General features: G+C 62.3%; 24 protein-coding genes. 17 read left to right on the forward strand and 7 right to left on the reverse strand.

The window, feature by feature from the left end; translation table 11 throughout:
- Nucleotides 1–3 precede the first annotated feature (3 nt).
- Nucleotides 4–867 carry a coiled-coil protein gene (locus tag AC1XDK_RS07730; protein ID WP_231184096.1) on the reverse strand — a complete coding sequence of 288 codons (864 nt, stop codon included), beginning with the start codon at nucleotides 865–867 and terminating at the stop codon, nucleotides 4–6.
- Between the two features lie 414 nt (nucleotides 868–1281).
- Here AC1XDK_RS07730 and AC1XDK_RS07735 point away from each other — a divergent pair, with 414 nt between their 5' ends.
- From AC1XDK_RS07735 to AC1XDK_RS07745, 3 genes are read left to right on the forward strand one after another with little or no spacing between them, the layout of a single operon-like run.
- A complete protein-coding gene (locus tag AC1XDK_RS07735; protein ID WP_483349241.1) occupies nucleotides 1282–1434 on the forward strand; it encodes a hypothetical protein in 153 nt (50 codons plus the stop codon).
- A gap of 49 nt (nucleotides 1435–1483) precedes the next feature.
- The gene (locus AC1XDK_RS07740) at nucleotides 1484–1897 is read left to right on the forward strand and encodes a DUF371 domain-containing protein (RefSeq protein WP_483349242.1); all 414 of its coding nucleotides are present in this window, start codon (nucleotides 1484–1486) and stop codon (nucleotides 1895–1897) included.
- 47 nt (nucleotides 1898–1944) lie between these two features.
- Nucleotides 1945–2748 carry an endonuclease III domain-containing protein gene (locus AC1XDK_RS07745; RefSeq protein WP_483349243.1) on the forward strand — a complete coding sequence of 268 codons (804 nt, stop codon included), beginning with the start codon at nucleotides 1945–1947 and terminating at the stop codon, nucleotides 2746–2748.
- On the opposite strand, the gene AC1XDK_RS07750 is transcribed toward AC1XDK_RS07745, so the two are convergent.
- A complete protein-coding gene (locus AC1XDK_RS07750) occupies nucleotides 2749–4140 on the reverse strand; it encodes an NAD-dependent succinate-semialdehyde dehydrogenase (RefSeq protein WP_483349244.1) in 1392 nt (463 codons plus the stop codon).
- Nucleotides 4141–4376: 236 nt separating this feature from the next.
- On the opposite strand from AC1XDK_RS07750, the gene AC1XDK_RS07755 reads away from it, so the two are divergent.
- Nucleotides 4377–5627: a cation:proton antiporter gene (locus AC1XDK_RS07755; RefSeq protein ID WP_483349245.1), complete on the forward strand. Its 1251-nt coding sequence runs from the start codon at nucleotides 4377–4379 to the stop codon at nucleotides 5625–5627.
- Nucleotides 5628–5670: 43 nt separating this feature from the next.
- Here the strand turns inward: AC1XDK_RS07755 and AC1XDK_RS07760 are convergent, their stop codons facing one another.
- Nucleotides 5671–6198, reverse strand: coding sequence for a DUF7097 family protein (locus AC1XDK_RS07760; RefSeq protein ID WP_483349246.1), 528 nt, complete (start codon nucleotides 6196–6198; stop codon nucleotides 5671–5673).
- A gap of 61 nt (nucleotides 6199–6259) precedes the next feature.
- Here AC1XDK_RS07760 and AC1XDK_RS07765 point away from each other — a divergent pair, with 61 nt between their 5' ends.
- Complete coding sequence (locus AC1XDK_RS07765) at nucleotides 6260–6607, forward strand: DUF192 domain-containing protein (protein WP_483349247.1); 348 nt, start codon at nucleotides 6260–6262, stop codon at nucleotides 6605–6607.
- 4 nt (nucleotides 6608–6611) lie between these two features.
- On the opposite strand, the gene AC1XDK_RS07770 is transcribed toward AC1XDK_RS07765, so the two are convergent.
- Together AC1XDK_RS07770 and AC1XDK_RS07775 are read right to left on the reverse strand one after the other, a co-directional pair.
- The gene (locus AC1XDK_RS07770) at nucleotides 6612–7040 is read right to left on the reverse strand and encodes a CopG family ribbon-helix-helix protein (protein ID WP_483349248.1); all 429 of its coding nucleotides are present in this window, start codon (nucleotides 7038–7040) and stop codon (nucleotides 6612–6614) included.
- 39 nt (nucleotides 7041–7079) lie between these two features.
- Nucleotides 7080–8135: a S66 family peptidase gene (locus tag AC1XDK_RS07775; RefSeq protein ID WP_483349250.1), complete on the reverse strand. Its 1056-nt coding sequence runs from the start codon at nucleotides 8133–8135 to the stop codon at nucleotides 7080–7082.
- A 150-nt stretch (nucleotides 8136–8285) separates the two neighbouring features.
- On the opposite strand from AC1XDK_RS07775, the gene AC1XDK_RS07780 reads away from it, so the two are divergent.
- From AC1XDK_RS07780 to AC1XDK_RS07795, 4 genes are all read left to right on the forward strand, one after another.
- The gene (locus tag AC1XDK_RS07780) at nucleotides 8286–8684 is read left to right on the forward strand and encodes a hypothetical protein (RefSeq protein WP_483349251.1); all 399 of its coding nucleotides are present in this window, start codon (nucleotides 8286–8288) and stop codon (nucleotides 8682–8684) included.
- A gap of 88 nt (nucleotides 8685–8772) precedes the next feature.
- On the forward strand, nucleotides 8773–9237 hold the full coding sequence (locus AC1XDK_RS07785) for a DUF7109 family protein (protein WP_483349253.1): 465 nt from the start codon (nucleotides 8773–8775) through the stop codon (nucleotides 9235–9237).
- 24 nt (nucleotides 9238–9261) lie between these two features.
- Nucleotides 9262–9858 carry an NUDIX hydrolase gene (locus AC1XDK_RS07790; protein WP_483349255.1) on the forward strand — a complete coding sequence of 199 codons (597 nt, stop codon included), beginning with the start codon at nucleotides 9262–9264 and terminating at the stop codon, nucleotides 9856–9858.
- A gap of 132 nt (nucleotides 9859–9990) precedes the next feature.
- Entirely contained in the window at nucleotides 9991–11121 is a 1131-nt protein-coding gene (locus AC1XDK_RS07795) for an NAD(P)/FAD-dependent oxidoreductase (RefSeq protein WP_483349256.1), read from the forward strand.
- 28 nt (nucleotides 11122–11149) lie between these two features.
- On the opposite strand, the gene solA is transcribed toward AC1XDK_RS07795, so the two are convergent.
- Together solA and AC1XDK_RS07805 are read right to left on the reverse strand one after the other, a co-directional pair.
- Nucleotides 11150–12274: an N-methyl-L-tryptophan oxidase gene (solA, locus tag AC1XDK_RS07800; RefSeq protein ID WP_483349257.1), complete on the reverse strand. Its 1125-nt coding sequence runs from the start codon at nucleotides 12272–12274 to the stop codon at nucleotides 11150–11152.
- Nucleotides 12271–12429: a hypothetical protein gene (locus AC1XDK_RS07805; protein ID WP_483349258.1), complete on the reverse strand. Its 159-nt coding sequence runs from the start codon at nucleotides 12427–12429 to the stop codon at nucleotides 12271–12273. The genes solA and AC1XDK_RS07805 overlap by 4 nt, the downstream gene beginning before the upstream one ends.
- 16 nt (nucleotides 12430–12445) lie before the next feature.
- Between AC1XDK_RS07805 and AC1XDK_RS07810 the strand changes: the two genes are divergently transcribed.
- The 8 genes from AC1XDK_RS07810 (at nucleotide 12446) to AC1XDK_RS07845 (ending at nucleotide 20282) form a co-directional block, all read left to right on the forward strand.
- The gene (locus AC1XDK_RS07810) at nucleotides 12446–13111 is read left to right on the forward strand and encodes a hypothetical protein (RefSeq protein ID WP_483349259.1); all 666 of its coding nucleotides are present in this window, start codon (nucleotides 12446–12448) and stop codon (nucleotides 13109–13111) included.
- A gap of 57 nt (nucleotides 13112–13168) precedes the next feature.
- On the forward strand, nucleotides 13169–13540 hold the full coding sequence (locus AC1XDK_RS07815; RefSeq protein ID WP_483349260.1) for a DUF7344 domain-containing protein: 372 nt from the start codon (nucleotides 13169–13171) through the stop codon (nucleotides 13538–13540).
- Nucleotides 13541–13575: 35 nt separating this feature from the next.
- Complete coding sequence (locus AC1XDK_RS07820) at nucleotides 13576–14286, forward strand: DICT sensory domain-containing protein (RefSeq protein ID WP_483349262.1); 711 nt, start codon at nucleotides 13576–13578, stop codon at nucleotides 14284–14286.
- Nucleotides 14287–14397: 111 nt separating this feature from the next.
- Complete coding sequence (locus AC1XDK_RS07825) at nucleotides 14398–15192, forward strand: hypothetical protein (RefSeq protein ID WP_483349263.1); 795 nt, start codon at nucleotides 14398–14400, stop codon at nucleotides 15190–15192.
- Nucleotides 15193–15523: 331 nt separating this feature from the next.
- Nucleotides 15524–17119 (forward strand): ABC transporter substrate-binding protein, encoded by a 1596-nt coding sequence (locus tag AC1XDK_RS07830; RefSeq protein WP_483349264.1) that lies wholly within the window; start codon nucleotides 15524–15526, stop codon nucleotides 17117–17119.
- 39 nt (nucleotides 17120–17158) lie between these two features.
- On the forward strand, nucleotides 17159–18157 hold the full coding sequence (locus AC1XDK_RS07835; RefSeq protein WP_483349266.1) for an ABC transporter permease: 999 nt from the start codon (nucleotides 17159–17161) through the stop codon (nucleotides 18155–18157).
- A 1-nt stretch (nucleotide 18158) separates the two neighbouring features.
- The gene (locus tag AC1XDK_RS07840) at nucleotides 18159–19148 is read left to right on the forward strand and encodes an ABC transporter permease (protein ID WP_483349268.1); all 990 of its coding nucleotides are present in this window, start codon (nucleotides 18159–18161) and stop codon (nucleotides 19146–19148) included.
- A 12-nt stretch (nucleotides 19149–19160) separates the two neighbouring features.
- Nucleotides 19161–20282: an ABC transporter ATP-binding protein gene (locus tag AC1XDK_RS07845; protein WP_483349269.1), complete on the forward strand. Its 1122-nt coding sequence runs from the start codon at nucleotides 19161–19163 to the stop codon at nucleotides 20280–20282.
- Nucleotides 20283–20290: the final 8 nt, after the last annotated feature.

The raw sequence follows: 20290 nt of genomic DNA on the forward strand, positions 1-20290 counted from the left end.
AGATTAGAGCAGACCGGTCTTCTGGAGCTTCATGAGGTCCTCGGTGTCGAGGGTCTCTCCTTCCTTGAACTGCTGGTAGATCTCCTCGGCCTCGGCCTTGGCCTCTTCTCGCTCCTTTGCCTTCTCGGACTTGCGCTCTTTCTCCTCTTTCTTGTCGAGTTCGCGGAGGCGCTTCTGGACGCGGACGAAATCCTCGTGGTGCTGGTCGGCGGCTTCCTGTGCTTCCACGAAGTTCTCGTGCATCTCGTCGGCGTCGTCACGGATGTCGTCGGCTTCGCGGTAGGCCTCGATCATCTTGTTGTGATGCTGCTGGGCCTGGTCCGCGAGTTCCGTCACTTTCTCGTGGTGGGTGCTCGCTTCGGCGCGAACCTCCTCTGCCTCCTCGACGAGTTCCTCGAGGTCATCGCTCTGGTCGAGCTTTTCCTTCCGACTCGTATACTCGTCGCGCTTGGCCTCGATCTTCTCGATGAGTTCGCGCTCGTCCTCGGTGGAGAGAACTTCCGTCTGCTGTTTGAACTCGAGCTCTTCGATTTCCTTCTTGAGCTGCTCCAAATCCTTTCCCTCGTCCAGTTCGAGGTCGGATTTGCGCTCTTCGACGCGGTCGAACAGTTCGTTCGCCTCGGCGTTGAGTTCGTTACGTTTCTTTTTGTGTTCCTGAACCTGCTCGTTCAGGTTGTCACGCTGTTCTCGGTGCTCCTGCGCTTCGTCCACCTTCTCACGCGTCTTCGCGTTCAGCTCGTCGCGTTTGGACGCGCGCTTGCTCGCTTGCTGGTTCAGCTCGTTTCGTCGGTCTCGGAGCTGTCCCGCGAGTTTAATGAGTTCACCTTTCGACTTGTTCTGAAGATCCTCTTCTGTTACGCTTACCATTCTTAGTTAAACCTCGGTTCCTTCCGCTCCGGCGGATAAGAGCATCGCTACTCTGTTATTGGTACCAACCAGCCGATGACAATATTCCCATATCATTGGTTGACGCGCGGTGCTACCGTGACGCCGGAAGCGTTCAGGTATTACGAAGTATTCGACATAGCTATTTAAATGTTGTGCCCTCGGATTCTGTGGAAACGCTTAGCACACGCCCCCTAAGCCGTGGAAACGGTTGACACACGTCTGCCCAGTGGTTTATAAATGGAAGGTGGCACATGCAAGCGACCGTGACGAGAGAACGAGTCCGTGTTCCGTCAGTATCGGTCAAAGAATGTCCGAGGAAGCCGCTACGGCCGATTTTCACTTTCACTCCGCCCACGGGTCGATTTAACGTAGGACGCGAACGGAAACCGGAGTATGATCGAAGCACTCCGATGTACGTGCGAAGCCACCGGATGCGACCGCGAACTTGGCGAGTCACAGCTCATGCTGACGATGGAGATGGACGCCGGAACCCGCCACGCGTACGAGTGTGAATGTGGTGCGGTGACGGTTACGGTCACGCGATGACGACATCGGAATGGCGACGCTGAAGTGTCCCCCACGGAAACCCGATACCATGAAGGAGACGATTCACGCGCGCGGCCACGAGAACGTGTCCGGCCGCCACGCGAGCACGTTCGAAATCACGACGGACGATTTCCTCACGCCCGCGGGCGACTGTATCCTCGCCATCGAAGCCGACCGCGCGCCCACGGACTTCGACCCTGACTTCGTGGACGCCTGCCGCGACGAGGAGGCCACCATCACCGTGACCGTCGAGTCGGGCGACCACAGCGAAACCGTCACCGGCCACGGCCATCCCGACCTCGAATTCGACAGCGACCGAAGCATGGTCGGGCGCACGAGCGACTACGTGGACGAGCGAACCGTCGTCGTCGGCTGTGAGTTCGCCGCCGAGGGCTTCAATCGCGACCTCGTGAACGCGCTGGCGGACGGCATGGAGGCCGTCGTCACAATCGAAGTCGAGTAGTTTCGCCGCCCGATGGTTTTTATCCGATAGCGGCCCGAGACCACCACATGAGCGACGACCGGGAACCCGTCGAGAACATCAGCGGCGGGGCGGACGGCGGCGGCATGGCGGCCGAGTTCACCCCCGCCGACGCCGAAACGCGGGCCGAAGAGGTCGTGGACCGACTCGGCGAACTGTACTGGCAGAAGAGCTACGGCGGACAGGACGCCTTCACCTGCCTCGTCCGAACGATCCTCAGTCAGAACACGAGCGACGTGGCGAGCCAACCCGCACACGACGGCCTCGTGGCGCGCTACGGCGTCGACGACCTCGCCGAAAGCCTCGCAAAAGCCGACCACGGCGAACTGGCCGATACGATTCACTCCGCCGGACTCTACAACCAGAAATCGACGGTGATAATCGAGTCGGCCGAGCGCGTCCTCGCCGACTTCGGAAGCGCGGCGGCGTTCGACGAGTTCGTCAGGGAGGGCGAACCGAGCGAGGTTCGAAACGAACTGTTAGAGATGAACGGTGTCGGGCCGAAGACGGCCGATTGCGTTCTGCTCTTCTCCGGCGGCCAGTCCGGCGTCTTCCCCGTGGACACGCACGTCCACCGAATCTATCGGAGGGTGGGTATCGCGCCGCCGGACGCGGACCACGAAGACGTTCGGGAAGTACTGGAGCGGGAGGTTCCGGCGGAGAAGTGTGGATTCGGACACACAGCGTCGATTCAGTTCGGGCGCGAGTACTGTTCTGCGCGAAAGCCCGCCTGTCTAGACGAGCCGGAGGCGTGTCCGATGTTCGATTTGTGCGACCGAGTTGGGGTGAACGTGGAGGACGGCAGCGTGGTTGACCCGTCCGACGCCGATTGATTACTCCACGCCGTACTCACCGCTCGACACGTCCGCGACCCACATCGTCTTCTTGTTGACGAACTCGTGAATCCCGTGTTCCGAGAGTTCGCGGCCGTAGCCCGAATCCTTCACGCCGCCGAAGGGGAGACGGGGGTCCGACTTGACGAGTTCGTTGACGAACACCATGCCCGACTCGATTTCGCGGGCGACTTCCTTCGCCTGTCGCTTGTCCTGCGTCCAGACGCTCGCACCGAGACCGTAGTGGGTGTCGTTCGCGCGCCGAATCGCTTCTTCGGTGTCCGAAACGCGAAACACGGATGCGACGGGGCCGAACAGTTCTTCGTCCGCCGCAGGGCTTCCCTCCGGAATGTCCGTGAGTATCGACGGCGGGTAGTACGGCCCGTCCCTGTCGAGGGGTTCGCCGCCGAGTTCGAGGGTCGCACCGGCGTCCACGCTCTCCTCGACTTGTTCGTGAAGGTCGTTCATCAGGTCTTCGCGGGCCTGCGGGCCGATGTCGGTGTCCTCGTCCATCGGGTCGCCGATGGTCAGCGACTCCATCTCGTTCGTGAACGTGTCCATGAACTCGTCGTACACGTCGTCGTGGACGACGAATCGTTTGGCCGCGATACAGGACTGGCCGTTGTTGATACAGCGGGCCTGCGCGCCCGTTTTCGCCGCGTCCTCGACGTCGGCGTCGGGAAGGACGACGAACGGGTCGCTGCCGCCGAGTTCGAGGACGGTCTTCTTGAGGTTGTTCCCGGCCGTCTCGGCGACTGCACGGCCCGCGGGTTCGCTCCCCGTGAGCGTCACCGCAGCGAGACGGTCATCCCCGAGGATGTCCTCCACGGTGTCCGACCCGACGAGTAGGCTGGTGAACGCGCCGTCAGGGAAGCCCGCCTCCTCGAACACCTCCTGAATCGCCATCGCACACCCCGGAACGTTCGAGGCGTGTTTGAGCAGGCCGACGTTTCCGGCGGTGAGGTTCGGCGCGGCGAAGCGGAACACCTGCCAGAACGGGAAGTTCCACGGCATCACCGCGAGTACCGGCCCGAGCGGTTCGTAGGAGACGTACGACTCCACCTCGGACTCCGTGCCGATGTGTTCGTCCTGCAGGAACTCGGCGGCGTGTTCGGCGTAGTAGTCACACACCCACGCGCACTTTTCGACTTCCGACACCGCAGCGTCGAGGGGTTTTCCCATCTCCGTCGTCATCGTCTCGGCGTACTCTTCCTTGTTGTCGCGGAGTACGTCCGCCGCGTTCGAGATGAGCCGTTGGCGCTCCTCGATGGGTTGCCGGTGCCACTCCTCGTAGGTGTCACTGGCGCGCTGAAGCTTGTCTTCGACCGCGCTCTCGTCGTGTTCGTCGAACGTCTCGACCACGTCCCCCGTCGCGGGATTGAGACTCTCCATACCTGTTCGTGACAGTCCCCACGTGCATGTACGCTGTGGCAAATCACGTGAACTGGACACATGCACGTGAGTCGGCACCGACCAGAGGGTTCAGCGGAGGAGCGATAACGAGCCGTTTCCCCGCATACGCGCCGCATACTTATGCGGGTCGCTACCGACCGTTTCCGTGACATGAATCGCCAGAGGTGCGAGGGGAGAAGGACGGAAGCGAGCGGTATCGCGGAGCGTCGAGGATAATGGCGTCGCTCGAAATCTTCCTCGTCATCGGGGTGAGCCTGTTGCTCTCGCTCGTCCTGAGCGAAGCCATCGAACGACTCGGGGAACCGGGCTTTCTCGGGGAAATCCTCGCGGGCGTCGTCCTCGGCCCGTCCGTCGCCATGCTCATCGCCAGTACGGCCGAGAACAGCCCCTTCATCCTCATCTCCACCATCGGCGGACTGTTGCTTTTCTTCGACGTCGGCTACCAGCAGATAGATTTGAGCGACCTGCTCGCGGCGTTTCGCCCGGTGTTGATAATCGGCCTCTCCGGCGTCTTCCTTCCCTTCGCAGTCGGCTACGTCATCGGGAGCTACTTCGGACAGGGATTGGAGTCGAGCCTCTATCTCGGCCTCATCCTCTCGGTAACGTCGGTGTCCATCGTCGTCCGAACCCTGCTGTCGCTCGACAAACTCGACACGGAGTACGGCCGCTGGATTCTCGGCGCGTCGGTGGTGGACGACGTGGTCGGACTGCTCGGTATCTCCATCCTCCCCCTGTTCTTCGTCAGCGGCGGCCTGATGGGAACCGTCTCGGCGCTCGGGTTGGCCGCGCTCTTCTTCGTCGCCGCGGCGATTTTCTACCGGTTCCTCCTCGACCCGGTGTCCGACCTGCTGTCGAAATCCGAAGTCGGGATGTCCGACTTTATCGGCATCCTCGGACTGCTGTTCATCTTCGGCTACGCCTCCGACGCGGTGGACCTCTCGTACTTCATCGGCGCGCTGACTATCGGACTCGTCATCTCGACGAACAAGCGACTGGAGGGCAAGAAACTCCAATCGAACGTGTACGGCATCGCCTACGGCGTGTTCATCCCGCTCTACTTCGTCGCCATCGGGGCCAGAATGAACCTCGCCGACCTGACGGTCAACAACTTCATCCTCGTCTTCGCCGTCTTCGGCCTCCTCTCGAACTTCATAGCCGGGTACGTCGGCAACATCATCGCGGGCGGACCTCGGGAACACTCGCTCATTCTGGGATTCGCCCTCCTTCCCCGCTCCGAATCGGGAATCGCCATCGTCTCGCTCGGCGTCGCACAGAATATCGTCGGCAACCAGATATTCGTGGCCTATCTGGTCGTCTTCGTCATCTCGGTGTTGCTCACGCCTTCGTTGTTGAAACGGGCGGTCGAACGCGCCGAGAGGAAGAAGGCGAAAAAGGGGAAAGGGAAGGAGGAAGGAACGGACGCGGGGAGTTCGGGAAGCTCGAAATCGACGGACGCGAGCGGATAATCCCGCATTCGCTACCCGTCGTCGCGGTTGCACCGCTCCGCTATCAGTCGTCCCGGTCGTACCGCTCCGCCGCGGTTTCGAAGGCGGTTTCGGCCTGCTCCGTACTCCGCCGTCCTTCCGCTTCCGCCATCGCCTCCGGGTCGGGACGCACGTCGTCGTCGATTCGCGCCCACGAGTTGTGGACTTTCGCGTGACACCAGCGACAGAGGTACACCGTGATTTCGTGTGAGAGCGTCTCGCCGCCTCCGGCGTAGGAGAGGTGGTGTTCTTCGAGGAGGGGTCGCTCGTCCGAGTGGGCCATCCGCCGCTCTTCGAGGCCGCAGCGGACGCACTGACGGTCGTGATTTCGACAGCGGAAGTGCGGGCAGTCGCGCCACGACCAGTCGCCGTCCGGGTCCGCGACCGGACAAGCGAAGTCGTCCTCGCGGCGCTCGCGGGCGAACTCCGGGTCGTGTTCCGGGTACTCGAAGGCGTAGCGGCAGTTCCCCTCGTCGGTGAGATGGTCGCAGAGTCCGACGTGCTCGTACGGGTCGTCCACGCCGACGGCGGTGCCCGTCGGTGTCTTCTCCATGCTGAAATCGTAGCGGCGCGCTCGCACAAACGTTTTGTCTTCTCCCTGAGGAGTCCCCGACATGCGCGTCGTACACGAATCGGACGGACGGTCTGAGACGTTAGCGAGCGATGTCGAGACGGCGGATTCGTTCCTCTCACAGGCCAAGGGACTCATGTTTCGACGGTCGGTTCCCGACGACTACGCCCTCGCGTTCCGGTTCGACGCCGTCGCCGCTCGCGACGTTCACATGGTGTTCGTCCCGTTTTCGCTCGACGCGGTATGGGCGGCCGACGGCGAGGTACAGCAGGTAAAACGGCTGTCGGCGTGGACCGGGTTGGGAAAGGCGAACGCGGACACGCTGTTCGAACTGCCCGCGGGAAGCGCGTCGGACGTCTCGGTCGGCGATACGGTTTGGTTAGCCGAATAGGGCCTTACTCGGCGTCGTGGAGCGGGCTGAACCCGTCTACGGGCGTCACGGAATAGTCGACGGTGAGCGTGTCTTTCGTGGCGCGAATCCGTCCGACGAAGGCGGATATCTCCTCCAACGTCCCTTCGAGGACGAACAGTTCCATGCAGTGGTGGTCGCCGATGTGGTTGTGGAAGTTCGAGGCGACGAGACCCTCGTGTTCGTGACGGAGGTGCATCATCCGCTCCTCGACGCTGGTCGTCTCGTAATCGAAGAGGACGGTGACGATGCTCATCAGTTTGCGGTCTTCGAGGCGGCGATCCTCGAACTCGCCGAGGAGGTTCCTGCTCGCCTCGCGGACGACTTCGCTCCGACCGGTGTACCCGTGTTCGTCCGCGAACTGGTCGATTCTGGAGAGCAACTCGTCGGGCATGGAGACGCTGACGACGGTCATATATTAATCCAGAACAGGAACGCTATTAGAACCTTGTTATCAGTATTCGAACGTTATTCGTTCGGCTTCGGGGTCGACGGTCACTTCGCCACCGACCGGAATCGGCGCGACGGGAGCGGTGTGGCCGAAATCGAGGTCGAAAACGACCGGTGCGTCCGGATTGTACTCGGCGACGAGGTCCGTGATGGCGTCGCGTTGGCGTTCGCGGTACGCTGTCCGTTCGTCCGGCGGTCGCTCCTCCTCGCGTGACCGCGCCTTCGCCCGTCCGACGAGGACCGCGGAAAACCGCGAGAGGAGGCCGCGTTCGCCCATCCCCATGAGCGTCCATCGAACGTCGAACTCGGTGGGCAGTTCCTCGGAGGTTTCGAGGAGCAAGACGGCACCGTCCAACTCCTCCGGGTCGGGCAGATAACGACTTACCGACAGCTGCTGGTCCACGACTTCCAGACATCCGCCCCACGTTCGGCCGGTGACGCGTTCGTCCGCACCCCGCCACTGCCACCCCGGATTCGGTTCCATCTCGCGGCGTTCGTCGAGGTTGTCCGGGTCTTCCCAGTCCAAATCCTCATCCGTGAACCCCTCTGCGGCCCGGAGTTCGCCGAACGACTCCTCGAACAGCGCCCGTTCCAGATACTCTACCGTGTAGTCGTGCATCGACCCCTGCATGGCGAACTCGATGAAGAGACAACCGCCGTAAAACGAGACGACGCCCTCGTTCCAGAGGACCGTCTGAAGGTTCGTGTTGTCGCTCGTGCCGTAGAACCGTGTCGGGTTTTCTCGGAGCACGTCGGTGTCGAGGTGCGGCAAGATTCGAATTTGGTCCGCACCGCCGATGACCGCGACGACGCCCGCGATATCCGGGTCCGAAAAGGCGTCCATCACGTCTCGTGCGCGTGCTTCCGGATGGTCGTACAACCACTCGGGCGATTTCGTCGCGGTCGGGAACTCGACGGGGTTCAATCCGAACTCCGATTCGAGACGGCCGAGTCCCAACTCGTAGACGTGCGGGAACAGGGACGCGTGACTCGTTCCGGGTGCGACGACGGCGACGGAATCGCCGGTTTCGAGGGCCGGTGGGAGGACGAACTCGTGCATGGAAAACCCGTCGATAAAACGGCTGATAGAGGTTTCGTCTCCGTTTCCCCGCCGCTAATGGTCCGTTACCGAGGAATTTTCCCGACAACGTTCACCTAATTCGAACTTAACCGTGTCATAACAAAGCCCCGTTCGGCCGTGGAGGAGTGTATGTCGAACAGTTCCGTGGGTTGGTTCGAGACGCGGGGAGAGTGGCCGGCACTCGCCCCGAACCGCGTTCAGTTGCTGGCCGTACTCGTCGCGGGGAAGATACTCGATGCGGTGAGTACCATCACCGTCCTTCACTTCCGGAGCGACGTGTTCGAATCGGTGTGGCTCACGCGAACGCTCATGGAGCAGTTCGGAACGGTCGCCGGGTCCCTCATCACCCTCGTGTTTGCGGTTATCGGCGTCGTCTTCCTCGCCGAGAGCGGACTGGTCATCGAGCGACTTCTCCCGGAGTCGTGGGCACCCGACGGCTATCCCGCCGCCTTCAGAACGACGACGTACCTCGCCGCGGGTGCGTGGTACGGGTTCCTCGGCGTCCACAACTTCCTCTTTCTCCTCTGATAACATTTGACGACGCGATTTTCCCCGATACTCTCCGTCGATGCCCGGAACACCAACACTAATATCGAGCGCCCGATGCTTCCCGGTAATGAGCGAGACGAAAGACGAACTCGCGGGCGTGGTCGATCTGTTCGGAGCGTTGACACGCGATGAACTGGCCGAGGCGCTCGCCGAACTGGCCTTCAAGCAGGGGAAATCGGTGGACGAGTCCGCGTTCGAGGCTGTCATCGAGGAGGGCGTCCGTGACTTCTATTTAGTCGAAGCGAACGCCGACGGCGAAATCGTCCTCGTCCCCGGTCCGGTGGCGTTCCCCGCGCTTCCCGAGAACGCGGAGGACTTGCCGCACATCATGGACGTCCCCGAGCGAACCACCGACCGTGAACGATTGGCCGAACGGGTACACGAGCGATTGGCGGACGAGGCACGGACGGCCGACGAGGAGCGCGCCCGGTACCTCGTGGACGTGAGTTACGACCTCGAAGCGTGGGCACCGGTCGAGGCGAACGACGTGCGCGAGCGACTGGACGAGTCGCTCGGCGACCGGGCAAATTAAGGCCGGAGGGAGCAACGAAAACACATGAACCTCGGTCGGGTGGCCGACCACGAACCACGGTTGGTCACGGACGAGAAGCGCGAGGCCGCCGTCCTCGTTCCGATTATCGCCCGCGACGACGGTCCCGCTATCCTCTTTACGAAGCGGGCGGACCATCTCGGCGAACACCCCGGACAGATGAGTTTTGCCGGCGGTGGACAGGAACCCGGCGACGATGGCTTATGGGAGACGGCGGTCCGTGAAGCCCACGAAGAGATCGGCCTTCGACCGGACGAGGTCGAAAGCATCGGCAGACTGGACGACATCCGAACGATAACGCACTACTCGATAAGCCCCTTCGTCGTTCGGATACCGGACCGGCAGTACGACCCCGACGAACGCGAGGTGGCGGAAATCGCCGTGCTCCCCGTCTCGGAACTGACCGACTTCGACAACTACGAGAACGAGTACCGAGAGCACCCGCGCTACGGCGAGGTCGTCATTCATTACTTCCACGTGGACGGCTACACCGTCTGGGGTGCGACGGGTCGGATTCTGGTCCAACTGCTCGAACTGACGACCGACTGGCGCGCGCCGGAGAAGATAGACCGGTTCGTCGATACCGACCCGGATTTGGGGTAGATAGGACAACGGCGGGCGGGATTCGAAGCCACGACAGTTATTTTACGACAACATTCGCGAGAAACGGTCCGGAACCGTGCGTAGATTGTCGGTATCCATACCACCGAGGAGATGGGGAGAGAACGGGTTTCCATGTACGATGCAATCGTCGTCGGGGGCGGAATCGTCGGTGCCTCCGTCGCGTACCATCTCGCACGGGAGGGCGTGGCGACGCTCCTCATCGACCGCCACGACACCGGACGGGCCACCGATGCCGGGGCCGGAATCATCTCGCCAGCGACCAGCAGTCGAACCGCGTCGGACCGGTGGTTCGAGTTCGCGCTCGACGCCGCGGCCTACTACCCCGAATTAGTCGAGCGCCTGACCGCCGAACAGGACGGCGAGACGGGGTACTCGCGGTGTGACCTCCTCTCGGTCGCGGTGGACGTGGACGAAGTGGGCGACTACGACGCCGCGTCGGAGCGAATCGCCGAACGACGGGAACGCTACGGACGGCCCGAACCGGGAACCACGGCGGAACTCACGCCGGAAGCGGCACGGTCACGATTCCCCCCGCTCGCGGAAACTCGACGGTGTCGGGCCTACGACGGGGCGGCGCGGGTGGACGCTCGGACGTTCACCGAGGCACTCCTCCGTGCCGCGGAGAGTCACGGACTGACCGTCCGCGAGGGGGACGTAACCGCTATCCACCACGGGGACGGAACGGTCACGGGCGTCGAAACCGCGGACGGTGACCGGCACGACGCGGAGGCGGTGGTCGTCGCGGGCGGTGCGTGGTCCCCGCGCTTCGAGGAGTCGCTCGGCGTGTCGATTCCGGTCGAACCCCAGCGCGGACAGATCATCCACCTCGACTTGGGCGATACCGATACCGCCTCGTGGCCCATTCTCGGCGCGTTCCACGGCCACTACATGGTCCCGTGGCCTGACAACCGCGTGGCGGTCGGGGCGAGCCGAGAGGTCGGGTCCGGGTTCGAACCGCACACGACGGCCGAGGGCGTTCACGAGGTGCTCGGCGAAGCGCTCCGCGTCGCTCCGGGCCTCGCCGACGCGGAAATCGGCGAGGTGCGCGTCGGCCTCCGCCCGCGCTCGGCCGACCAACTGCCCGTCTTGGGCCCGGTTCCGACCGTCGACGGCGTCCATCTGGCGACCGGCCACGGTGCGACGGGCCTACAACTCGGACCGTACAGCGGCAAACTGGTCGCGGACGGCGTTCGGGGCGAAGCCGCCGATATCGAGACGTTCAGCGTGACGCGGTTCGAATAAGGGTCGTTTCACCGACCCGCCAGACGCCCTAAAATCGGTCCAGTGAGAACAGGTCGACGTCGTGGCGACTCGCTCCGTCGATGGCGAGGTCCGCCAGAATCTCGCCGACGACGCTCGACAGTTTGAAGCCGTGGCCCGAAAACCCGGCCCCGACGACGACCTGTGGGTGGTCGGGGAGGGTGTCGACGATGAAGTGTTCGTCCGGCGAGTTGGTGAACAGGCACGTCTCCAAGCGCATCGTCGGTCCCGCCGCGTCGGGGAAGTACCGTTCCGTGAAGTCCCGGAGGACGCGCTCGTCGGCGGGCGTCGGTTCTGCCACGTCGTCCGGGTCGACCTGTTCGTGGAAGTGGTTGTACTTCCCGACCTTGTACCCCGGAACGCCGTACTCGGGGAAGCCGTAGAAGTAGCCCTCCTCACATTCCAGGGTGAACACGGGGAACGAATCCGGCCGGAATCGCTCGGGGTGGTCGGGTTGAAACCAGCCCAACACCTGCCGCTCCGGGACCGTCTCCGTCTCCAGCATCGGGAGCAGGTTCGCGGCCCACGCGCCCGCCGCGACGACCATCGAGTCGGCGGTGTAGCTGTCTTTTTCGGTTTCGACGCGAACGCCGCCGTCGGCGGTCGGTTCCCAGTCGAGGACGCCCTCCCGAGCGTGAATCTTCGCGCCGTGTCGGTGGGCCGCGTTCACGTGGGCGACGACGCACTGTTCGACGTGGAGAAACCCGCCGTCCGGTTCGACGACGGCGTCGAACCCGTCCGGCAGGTCGTAGCCCGGATAGCGCTCGCCGAGTTCCGCTCCCGAACACAGTTCGTGTGCCAACCCGTGTTTCTCGGCCGATTCGCGCGCGCCGCGGACTTTCTCGCTTCCCTCGGGTCCGGCAACGACGCATTCGGTTTCGTGAAGCAGGTCCGTCGGATGGGTCTCGTCCAACTCCTCCCACAGCTCGTAGGCGCGTTCGAGGAGGGGGACGTAGTCCGGGTGTTCGTAGTAGGCCTTCCGAATGATACGGGTCAGGCCGTGTGAAGACCCCATCGAATGAGGTACATCGTAGCGTTCGAGTCCCAAAACGTCCCGTCCGCGCTCGGCGAGGTGGGCCGCCGCCGCGCTTCCCATGCCGCCGACCCCGACGACGATGGTGTCGTACTCCGTCATTCGTCCCAATCGTGACCCCCGGTGGCAATGAACGTGAGGGTCGAGGCGGAAGATGGGGTGGACGTTCCGCGTCCCACCGGTCCGCCGTCGTCCCAATCGAGTTCACGGAGTCGTTGTCCTAATCCCTCGATTCGTCCGAACAATGGTGCTTCCATGGACCGATACAGGTATATGCACGAGGTGAATATCCGGTGGAAACGACCGCTCGACGGTCGTGATATCGTGACGGAACAGACCGACTACTTCGACGACAGAATCGCGGACGCAATCCTGCACGGTTCGCCCTACGAGCGACTGCGCGTCCGACGGAACAGCCTCTTCGACCAACGCATCCCGACGAAATTAGCGTGGCAGAGCGCCATCCTGCTCCTCCTCTCGCTCGTCGCGCCCATTACTCTCGGCTATTCGGGAGCGGTCGCGGCGCTGTTTCCGGGTGTGACGCCGCTCGCGTCCTCGCCGGTCATTCTGATGCCGGGCGTGCTTGCACTCATCATCGAAACCGGGGCGGCGACGGGACACCTCGCCGTGGCCGCGACGCTCCTCTCGGGAGAGTCTGACCTCAGTACGCGACGGATGCGCCAACTGCTGAGCGTCGAGGAGATGGCGTCGTTCTACGGCCTCATCGGCGGTGCGTTGCTCCTGGCGATAACGGTGGCCTTCTTCCTCCTCGGCTACGCCGGGGTGGAGACGATTCAGCAATACACGACGGCGGGAACGCAAGGGCCGTTCGACGCCTCCGGAACGGGATTGAGCGTCCTCGCCGTCTCCGCCGTCTCGTTCGTCGGAAGCGTCATGCTCTTCGTGGGAAGTCGTCTGCTCGACATCCGAATGCGGTAGTCGCAGGGACAGAACGCTTACTGACGTTCGCAGCGTACCGGTAACGAGGGGGTCGAGATGGGGGAAGACTCCGCGGATAGGATGTACGAAATCCTGTTAGACACGTCGCTCGAAGACGACGTGTATCGAGCACTGGCTGACCGTTCCCGTCGATACACCGTCTACACGCTGTTGGAGTGGAACCGGGTTTCGATGGACGAATTAGCCGATGTCCTCACCGGATGGCTCCACGCGAGCGAGTATCGCATGGCGACCCCGGCGGACCGCCAGCAAGTGGTCACGGACCTGCGGCACGAACACGTCGAGATGCTACGAAAGGCGGGACTCGCCAGTTACGATGCGAAGACGAACCGCCTCCTACTTCCCGAACTGCCTCGACCGGTCGACCGACTGCTTCGCTGGGCGCGGGCGAACGAGTACTCCGACTGACGACCCAGACACGACGCTACCGGAGGAGTTCACGGATGGACCTTCGAGAAGCTATCGACGACGTACGACGCAAACGGAAGACGCTCATCGTCTACAGTGACGACGCGACCGACATCGCCGACGAGTTCGACAGCAAAAACGTCACCGTACAGTACAGGCGGCTTCGCGGCGTCGGGCCGGACGAGTTCCTCGTCATCCGGGACGAAGGCGGGTTCAAAGGCGCAATCGGACTCGCGTCGCTTCGGGAGTTTCTCACGCCGCCGGTCCTCGTCCCGTGGAGCGACGAGTTCGACCCGTCGTCGTTCCGCGACCTCGTGGCGCTCCTCGACCGGACGCTGTTCACGTCCTTCGACAAACGGCAGATGTTAGCGGCGAGTCGCGAGTTCGAGGACCGTGCGTGGCGGGTCGGCGACGGCACGCTCCACGTCGGGTTTCAGTCTCTGTCCGCGTTTCGGGACCAAACGGATGTCTACCGCCACCTCGCAAACGAAACGGACCTCGACATCCACATCTACGGGCGTGCGGACTGGGGTCCACCGCGGATTCCGAGCACGACGTTTCACGCAAAAGTGACGGGAGAAATCGGGACGGTGTGGTTCATCGTCTACGACGGCGGGGGTGACGAGCGACAGAAATGCGCGTTGGTTGCCGAGGAACGGGCGGACGGTCGATATTTCGGCTTCTGGACGTACAACACCTCGACGGTCGACGACCTCCGTGCACACCTCGAAGAGACGTACGGTTGACTGGACGGGACTCATTCCGCGGACGAAAAACAGATACCGTTCGGAAAGGCAACAAACGAAATCAGTGTGGCAGTCCACTTAACCATCCGGCCGTCCGTGTACCGGTAGCCAATGAGTTATCGAGACGCGGTCATGGGGGCGAAGTACGCCGGTGGGTCGAACGAGCAAGCGACTGCGCTCCATCAGCGACGACTCGAAGCCGTCGTCGAGGGTGCGGGGTACTTCGACTTCGATGCGCCGCGGGGAATCGTCGTCCACGTCGTTCCGACCGGTGTGTACGACGACGGGTACGCCATCGACCTCGGGGAACACAGCGTCCTGCCCGAGGCGGACCCGTCGCGGCCGAAACAACTCCCCGTCCTCGGCCGCGACGGCGCTCACGGGACGTGGACGGGCGACGGGTTCGGGGCCGCGGTCCGCGAGGACGGTCGCTGTACCGGTTACGCCCACCTGTTCTCGAACGGCGTCGTGGAAGGCGTCTCGGCGATTCCGTTCGAACGGGATGCGGAGAGCGCGACGGACGAACCGCCGACGCTCGACGGTCGAACCCTCGAACTCGGTCTGACGCGGTGTGTCCGCCGATACCTGCGTGTACTCGCCTACCACCAGCGTATGGCTCCGGTTCACGTGACGCTGAGCGTCTTCGGCACGGAGGGGGTCCTGCTCGAAGCGACCGGTGAGGAGGTTACGGGGTCGACCGCGACCGCGGACGGGGAGGGGGACGGCGTCATCAACGAGGACATACTCGCTCCGTTTCCGGTCACGCTTGACAACTTCGACGTCGATGTTCGGGCCGCGTTGGCAAACCCCATCGACGCGCTCTGGCGAAGTGCCGGGCGACCTAACTCGCCCTACTTCTTCGACGGCGAATGGTCGCTTCGGTCCGAGTTCTCCCGGACCAAGTGAGAAGAGGAAAAACGAGACGAGTGGGAATTCGAACCGATTCATCCTCAACTCCGTGCCCTGCAGAGCCTCGAAATCGGGCAATACTCACAACGAGACGAGTAAATCGTTTTGACGGTGCAGGCGGTTCTTTTTCCACGAGGACGTTCCGTATCCGAGACATTCATTCTCGATATGATTTTCGAAAGGAAAATCGTAGGCCCGGCTTACCGCTTTCGACCGCTCGTATCAGGCACCCAATAACAATGGTTGGCTCAGTAAAAAAGATTCGACAGTTGCTCATATCCGCGGCCTGCGGACGAGCGGCAAACACCATCAACGAATCACAAAATACATGACGAAAAAAAGTACCAACCTACACTCGATAAAACGACGACGGGTTCTTCAGGGCCTCGGTGCGACCGGCATCGCGGCGTTCGCCGGTTGCGCCGGTAGTCAACAGGGCGGTGATGGCGGTGGCGGCGGGAAGCTAAACATGGCGCAAGTCAAAAGCCCGCTCGAATTCGACCCCATCGTCCTCAACGACGTACCGTCCCAGCAGGTGTCGAGCCGCGTGTTCGACAGTTTGTACACGTACGACTCGGGCATCAAGGTCGTTCCGAAGATGGCGACGGGCATGCCGACGGTGAAGAACAACGGCAAGACGTATATCGTGGAGATGAAGGAGGGCCTCAAGTTCCAGAACGGGGACTCCGTTACGCCCGAGGACGTGAAATACTCGTTCGAGGCCCCCGTCAAGGAGGAAACGGAGAACGCCTCGACGTTCTCGATGATCGGCTCGATTTCCTCGATGGGGAAACGCAAGGTCAAGTTCGATTTGAAATACCCGTACGGACCCTTCATGAACGTCCTGACCGCGGCCATCGTCCCGAAGAGCGTCAGGGAGGAGGACAAAGAGAAGTTCAACAAGAAGCACCCGGTCGGCTCCGGACCGTTCAAATTTGATGACTGGCAGGAGGGGAATTTCGCCAGAATCTCGCGCTGGGACGACTACTGGGGCAAGCCGGAACCGAACCTCTCCGAGGTGAAGTTCGTCCCCGTCGAGGAACCGACGACCCGGTTGACGAGCTTGCAAACGAACGAAAACGACGTCATCGAGGAGATTCCGCCGAAACTCTGGAAGCAGGTCCAGAACATGAACGATGCGTCCATCGAGGAAGTCCTCGGAATGGGCTACTTCTACCTCGCGTTCAACTGCAAGAACGGGCCGACGACCGACCCGAAGGTACGCGAGGCCATCGATTACTGCTTCAATATGGACCAAGCCATATCGAACTTCGTCGAACCGACGGGCGTCCGCCAGTACAGTCCGTTCCCGAAGGAGATAGCCGACAACTGGGGATTCCCGACGAAGAAGTGGAAGAACATCGCCCACGACAAGAACATCGACAAGGCGAAATCCATGTTGGACAGTTCGGACGAGGTCCCCGACAACTGGAACGCCAACATCATCGTTCCGCCGGACGACAAGCGCCAGCAACTCGGCGTCACCGTGGCGAACGGCCTGAAGGAGGCCGGCTACAACGCCAACGTGCAGCGCCTCGACTGGGGTGCCTTCCTCGATAAGTTCGTTTCGGGGAAACCGAGCGACTACAACATGTACACGCTTGGCTGGTCCGGCACTCCCGACCCCGACGCGTTCACGTACTACTTCTTCACGAAGGAAGCACACGGAACGAACGACGGCACGTTCTACAACGGCATCAACGAGAAAATCGTGGAAGCACGGAAGTCCGCGGACCACGACAAGCGGAAGAAGTTGTACACCACGGCCATCACGAAGATGCTGAACGACCGGGCACACCTTCCCGCCTACAACCTGAAGAACAGTTTCGGGGTGAAGAACAAAGTGAAGGGGTTCAAAGCGCACCCGGTGTCGAGTTTCGTCCTCTCGACGGACTACACCAACGCCTCCATCGGGGCACAGTAGCGCGACACTCCCTTTCGCTACGACCGACTGACAATACACATGGGAATCCTCCGTTACACGATTCGACGCTTGTTACAGGCCATCCCCGTCCTCATCGGCATCGTCACGATAACGTTTCTGCTGACGAACGCGATTCCGGGCGACCCCGTTCAGATAATGCTCGGGCCGTCGCCGAGCGCACAGATGGTCGACCAGATACGCGCACAGTACGGCCTCAACCAACCGCTTCCGGTCCGATACGTGAACTACCTCGCGTCGGTAGCACAGGGGAACATGGGCCAGAGCATCTACTACGGCGTCCCCGTGACGACCAAAATCATGGAGCGCCTGCCGGTGACGCTCCTGCTCATGCTTTCGAGTTTCACGTTCGCGCTCGTCGCGGCCATTCCGCTCGGCGTCATCTCCGCCAAACGGCGCAACAAACCGACCGACCACGTGTCCCGCGTCGTCGCCCTCGCGGGCGTCAGCACGCCGTCGTTCTGGATCGGACTGATGCTCATCATCATCTTCGCGTACTACCTGAACTGGCTTCCGGCGACGGGGCTGGTTCTGCCGTGGGCGAGTCCGAGTTCGGTCGAAGGGGCGTCCTCGCGCACCGACGTCCTCTGGCAGACGTTCACGCATCTGTTGCTCCCGACGCTCTCGCTCGGAACGCTTCAGATGGCCGCGATTACGCGAATCGAACGGTCGTCGATGTTGGAGGTCCTCCAACAGGAGTACGTGAAGTTGGCGCGTGCCTACGGCGTCGCGGAGCGCACCATCGTCAGAAAACACGCGTTTCGGAACGCACAACTGCCCGTCATCACGGTCGTCGGACTGCAACTCACGTCCGCGCTGGGCGGAGCGGTGCTGACCGAAACCGTGTTCAACATCAACGGGATGGGACGGCTCATCATCACGGCGATCAACAATCAGGATTACCCGTTGGTGATGGGGACGACCATCTTCTTCGGCTTGACGTTCATTCTGGGCGTCGTCATTACCGATCTTTCGTATGCGTACATCGACCCGCGAGTGACCTACGACGAGGTGGACTAAGATGGGAACAGGAGAAGCGAGTTCGACGGACGTTCGTAACGCGAGCAGGAATGAACAGGCCGACGAGGGCGGGAAAGTCGAGGCCCGCGTGGGGTGGCGATACACCCTCAGCCAGATACGCAAGGACACGACGGCGAGAATCGGGTTCTACACCATCGCCTTCATCCTCTCCCTCGCCGTGTTCGCGTGGATAGACGCGAAGCTCTTCGATTACGCCATCGTCAGCAGTTTCTGGCACAACCCGGTGAACGACCCGACGAACGCCAAAATCCTGCGTCCCCCGGCGTGGACGAGCAACACGTTCGGGCCGGGGCTGTGGGAGTATCCGCTCGGAACCGACCACCGGGGTCGTGACATCCTCGTCCGGCTCGTCTACGGCTCCCGAATCGCCATGCAGGTCGGCATCGTCTCGACCGGATTCGGACTCATATGCGGGACGCTCGTCGGTGCCGTCGCGGGCTATCACGGCGGATGGATAGACGACGTGCTGATGCGCTTTGCCGAGACGCTGTATGCGATTCCGTTCCTCGTGTTGGTCATCGCGTTCATGGCCGCGTTCGGCCGCGACCTGACGTTCGCCATGATAGGCGTCGGCATCACGACGATTCCGGTGTTCGCCCGTCTGATTCGGTCGCGGGTGGTCAGCGTCCGGGAGGAGGAGTACATCGAGGCGGCCAAAGCGGCGGGCGTCCGTGACCGCAACATCATCCTCCGGCACGTGATTCCCAACAGTTTCGCGCCGGTCCTCGTGCAGGCGACGCTACAGGTCGGCATCAGCATCCTCATCGTCGCCGGCCTCTCGTTCCTCGGGTTCGGCGCACAGCCACCGACGCCGTCGTGGGGACAGATGCTGAACCAGTCGCGGGGGTACATGCTTCCCGACCCGTGGTTCAGCCTCTGGCCGGGGCTCGCCATCCTCGTCACCGTGATGGGATTCAACCTGCTCGGCGACGGCCTGCGCGACGCGCTCGACCCGCGAATCAAGAACTAACGAGACCACACCATGACTGATACACTGTTACACATCGACAACCTGAAAACCCAATTTTTCACCGAAGAGGGCGTCGTCCGCGCGGTGGACGGCATCTCCTTCGACGTGAAGGAAAGAGAAATCGTCGGCCTCGTGGGCGAATCCGGGGCCGGGAAGAGCGTCGCCGCACAGAGCATCCTGCGCCTCATCTACCCGCCCGGCGAAATCGTGGGCGGCGAGGTTCGGTTCCGTGACGAGGTGCTGTTCGGACTCGAAGAGGGACCGGACGGCGAACTCCGCGAACGCGACGAGATGCTGTCGAACGAGGAGATGCGCCGCCGGATTCGCGGCCGCGAAATCGCCATCATCTTCCAAGACCCGATGGAGAGCCTCAATCCCGTGTTCACGGTGGGAAATCAACTTCGCGAGTTCATCAAGCTCAACCGTAACCTCTCGAAATCGGACGCGAAGGAGGAGGCGATTTCGATGCTCCGCGAGGTCGGCATCCCGGAACCGGTGGAGCGCTACGACAACTATCCCCACCAGTTCTCCGGCGGGATGCGCCAGCGCGTCCTCATCGCCATGGCGCTCGCCTGCGAGCCGAGCCTCATCATCGCGGACGAACCCACGACGGCGCTCGACGTGACCGTCGAGGGGCAAATCCTCTCGCTCGTGGACGAACTACAGGACAAGTACGACACGAGTTTCATCTGGGTCACACACGACATGGGCGTCGTCGCCGAACTGTGCGACCGGGTGAACGTGATGTACCTCGGCGAAATCGTCGAGCAGGCGACCGCGGACGACCTGTTCTACGACACGAAACACCCCTACACCGAGGCGCTCTTGGACTCCATGCCGCGACCCGACCAGACCGTCGAGGAGTTAGACCCGATTCGGGGCGTCATGCCCGAAGCCATCGACCCGCCGCGTGGCTGTCGGTTCCACACGCGCTGTCCCGACGCCCGCGAAGTCTGTACGGAGGTCCACCCCGATTGCAGGGAGGTGGCGGACACGGACGAAGTCTCGCACAAAGCGGCGTGCGTGAAACACGATGCCTTCGACGTGGGGTACGAGCTCAGCGACCCCATCGAGATACGGGCCGAGACAGGTATCACGGGTGACGTCGTCACCGACCCACAGGAGGGTGACTGACCGTGAGT

It is taken from the genome of Haladaptatus sp. HS23 (assembly GCF_056892285.1).

Bases quoted from the DNA above. Each gene is read 5' to 3' on its own strand.
- AC1XDK_RS07825 (WP_483349263.1), top strand. From the start codon at position 14,398: ATGAGTTATCGAGACGCGGTCATGGGGGCGAAGTACGCCGGTGGGTCG.
- AC1XDK_RS07785 (WP_483349253.1), top strand. From the start codon at position 8,773: ATGAGCGAGACGAAAGACGAACTCGCGGGCGTGGTCGATCTGTTCGGA.
- AC1XDK_RS07810 (WP_483349259.1), top strand. From the start codon at position 12,446: ATGCACGAGGTGAATATCCGGTGGAAACGACCGCTCGACGGTCGTGAT.
- AC1XDK_RS07755 (WP_483349245.1), top strand. From the start codon at position 4,377: ATGGCGTCGCTCGAAATCTTCCTCGTCATCGGGGTGAGCCTGTTGCTC.
- AC1XDK_RS07830 (WP_483349264.1), top strand. From the start codon at position 15,524: ATGACGAAAAAAAGTACCAACCTACACTCGATAAAACGACGACGGGTT.
- AC1XDK_RS07840 (WP_483349268.1), top strand. From the start codon at position 18,159: ATGGGAACAGGAGAAGCGAGTTCGACGGACGTTCGTAACGCGAGCAGG.
- AC1XDK_RS07735 (WP_483349241.1), top strand. From the start codon at position 1,282: ATGATCGAAGCACTCCGATGTACGTGCGAAGCCACCGGATGCGACCGC.
- AC1XDK_RS07775 (WP_483349250.1), bottom strand. From the start codon at position 8,135: ATGCACGAGTTCGTCCTCCCACCGGCCCTCGAAACCGGCGATTCCGTC.
- AC1XDK_RS07770 (WP_483349248.1), bottom strand. From the start codon at position 7,040: ATGACCGTCGTCAGCGTCTCCATGCCCGACGAGTTGCTCTCCAGAATC.
- AC1XDK_RS07730 (WP_231184096.1), bottom strand. From the start codon at position 867: ATGGTAAGCGTAACAGAAGAGGATCTTCAGAACAAGTCGAAAGGTGAA.
- AC1XDK_RS07780 (WP_483349251.1), top strand. From the start codon at position 8,286: ATGTCGAACAGTTCCGTGGGTTGGTTCGAGACGCGGGGAGAGTGGCCG.
- AC1XDK_RS07750 (WP_483349244.1), bottom strand. From the start codon at position 4,140: ATGGAGAGTCTCAATCCCGCGACGGGGGACGTGGTCGAGACGTTCGAC.
- AC1XDK_RS07835 (WP_483349266.1), top strand. From the start codon at position 17,159: ATGGGAATCCTCCGTTACACGATTCGACGCTTGTTACAGGCCATCCCC.
- AC1XDK_RS07765 (WP_483349247.1), top strand. From the start codon at position 6,260: ATGCGCGTCGTACACGAATCGGACGGACGGTCTGAGACGTTAGCGAGC.
- AC1XDK_RS07820 (WP_483349262.1), top strand. From the start codon at position 13,576: ATGGACCTTCGAGAAGCTATCGACGACGTACGACGCAAACGGAAGACG.
- solA (WP_483349257.1), bottom strand. From the start codon at position 12,274: ATGACGGAGTACGACACCATCGTCGTCGGGGTCGGCGGCATGGGAAGC.
- AC1XDK_RS07760 (WP_483349246.1), bottom strand. From the start codon at position 6,198: ATGGAGAAGACACCGACGGGCACCGCCGTCGGCGTGGACGACCCGTAC.
- AC1XDK_RS07805 (WP_483349258.1), bottom strand. From the start codon at position 12,429: ATGGAAGCACCATTGTTCGGACGAATCGAGGGATTAGGACAACGACTC.
- AC1XDK_RS07740 (WP_483349242.1), top strand. From the start codon at position 1,484: ATGAAGGAGACGATTCACGCGCGCGGCCACGAGAACGTGTCCGGCCGC.
- AC1XDK_RS07795 (WP_483349256.1), top strand. From the start codon at position 9,991: ATGTACGATGCAATCGTCGTCGGGGGCGGAATCGTCGGTGCCTCCGTC.
- AC1XDK_RS07815 (WP_483349260.1), top strand. From the start codon at position 13,169: ATGGGGGAAGACTCCGCGGATAGGATGTACGAAATCCTGTTAGACACG.
- AC1XDK_RS07790 (WP_483349255.1), top strand. From the start codon at position 9,262: ATGAACCTCGGTCGGGTGGCCGACCACGAACCACGGTTGGTCACGGAC.
- AC1XDK_RS07745 (WP_483349243.1), top strand. From the start codon at position 1,945: ATGAGCGACGACCGGGAACCCGTCGAGAACATCAGCGGCGGGGCGGAC.
- AC1XDK_RS07845 (WP_483349269.1), top strand. From the start codon at position 19,161: ATGACTGATACACTGTTACACATCGACAACCTGAAAACCCAATTTTTC.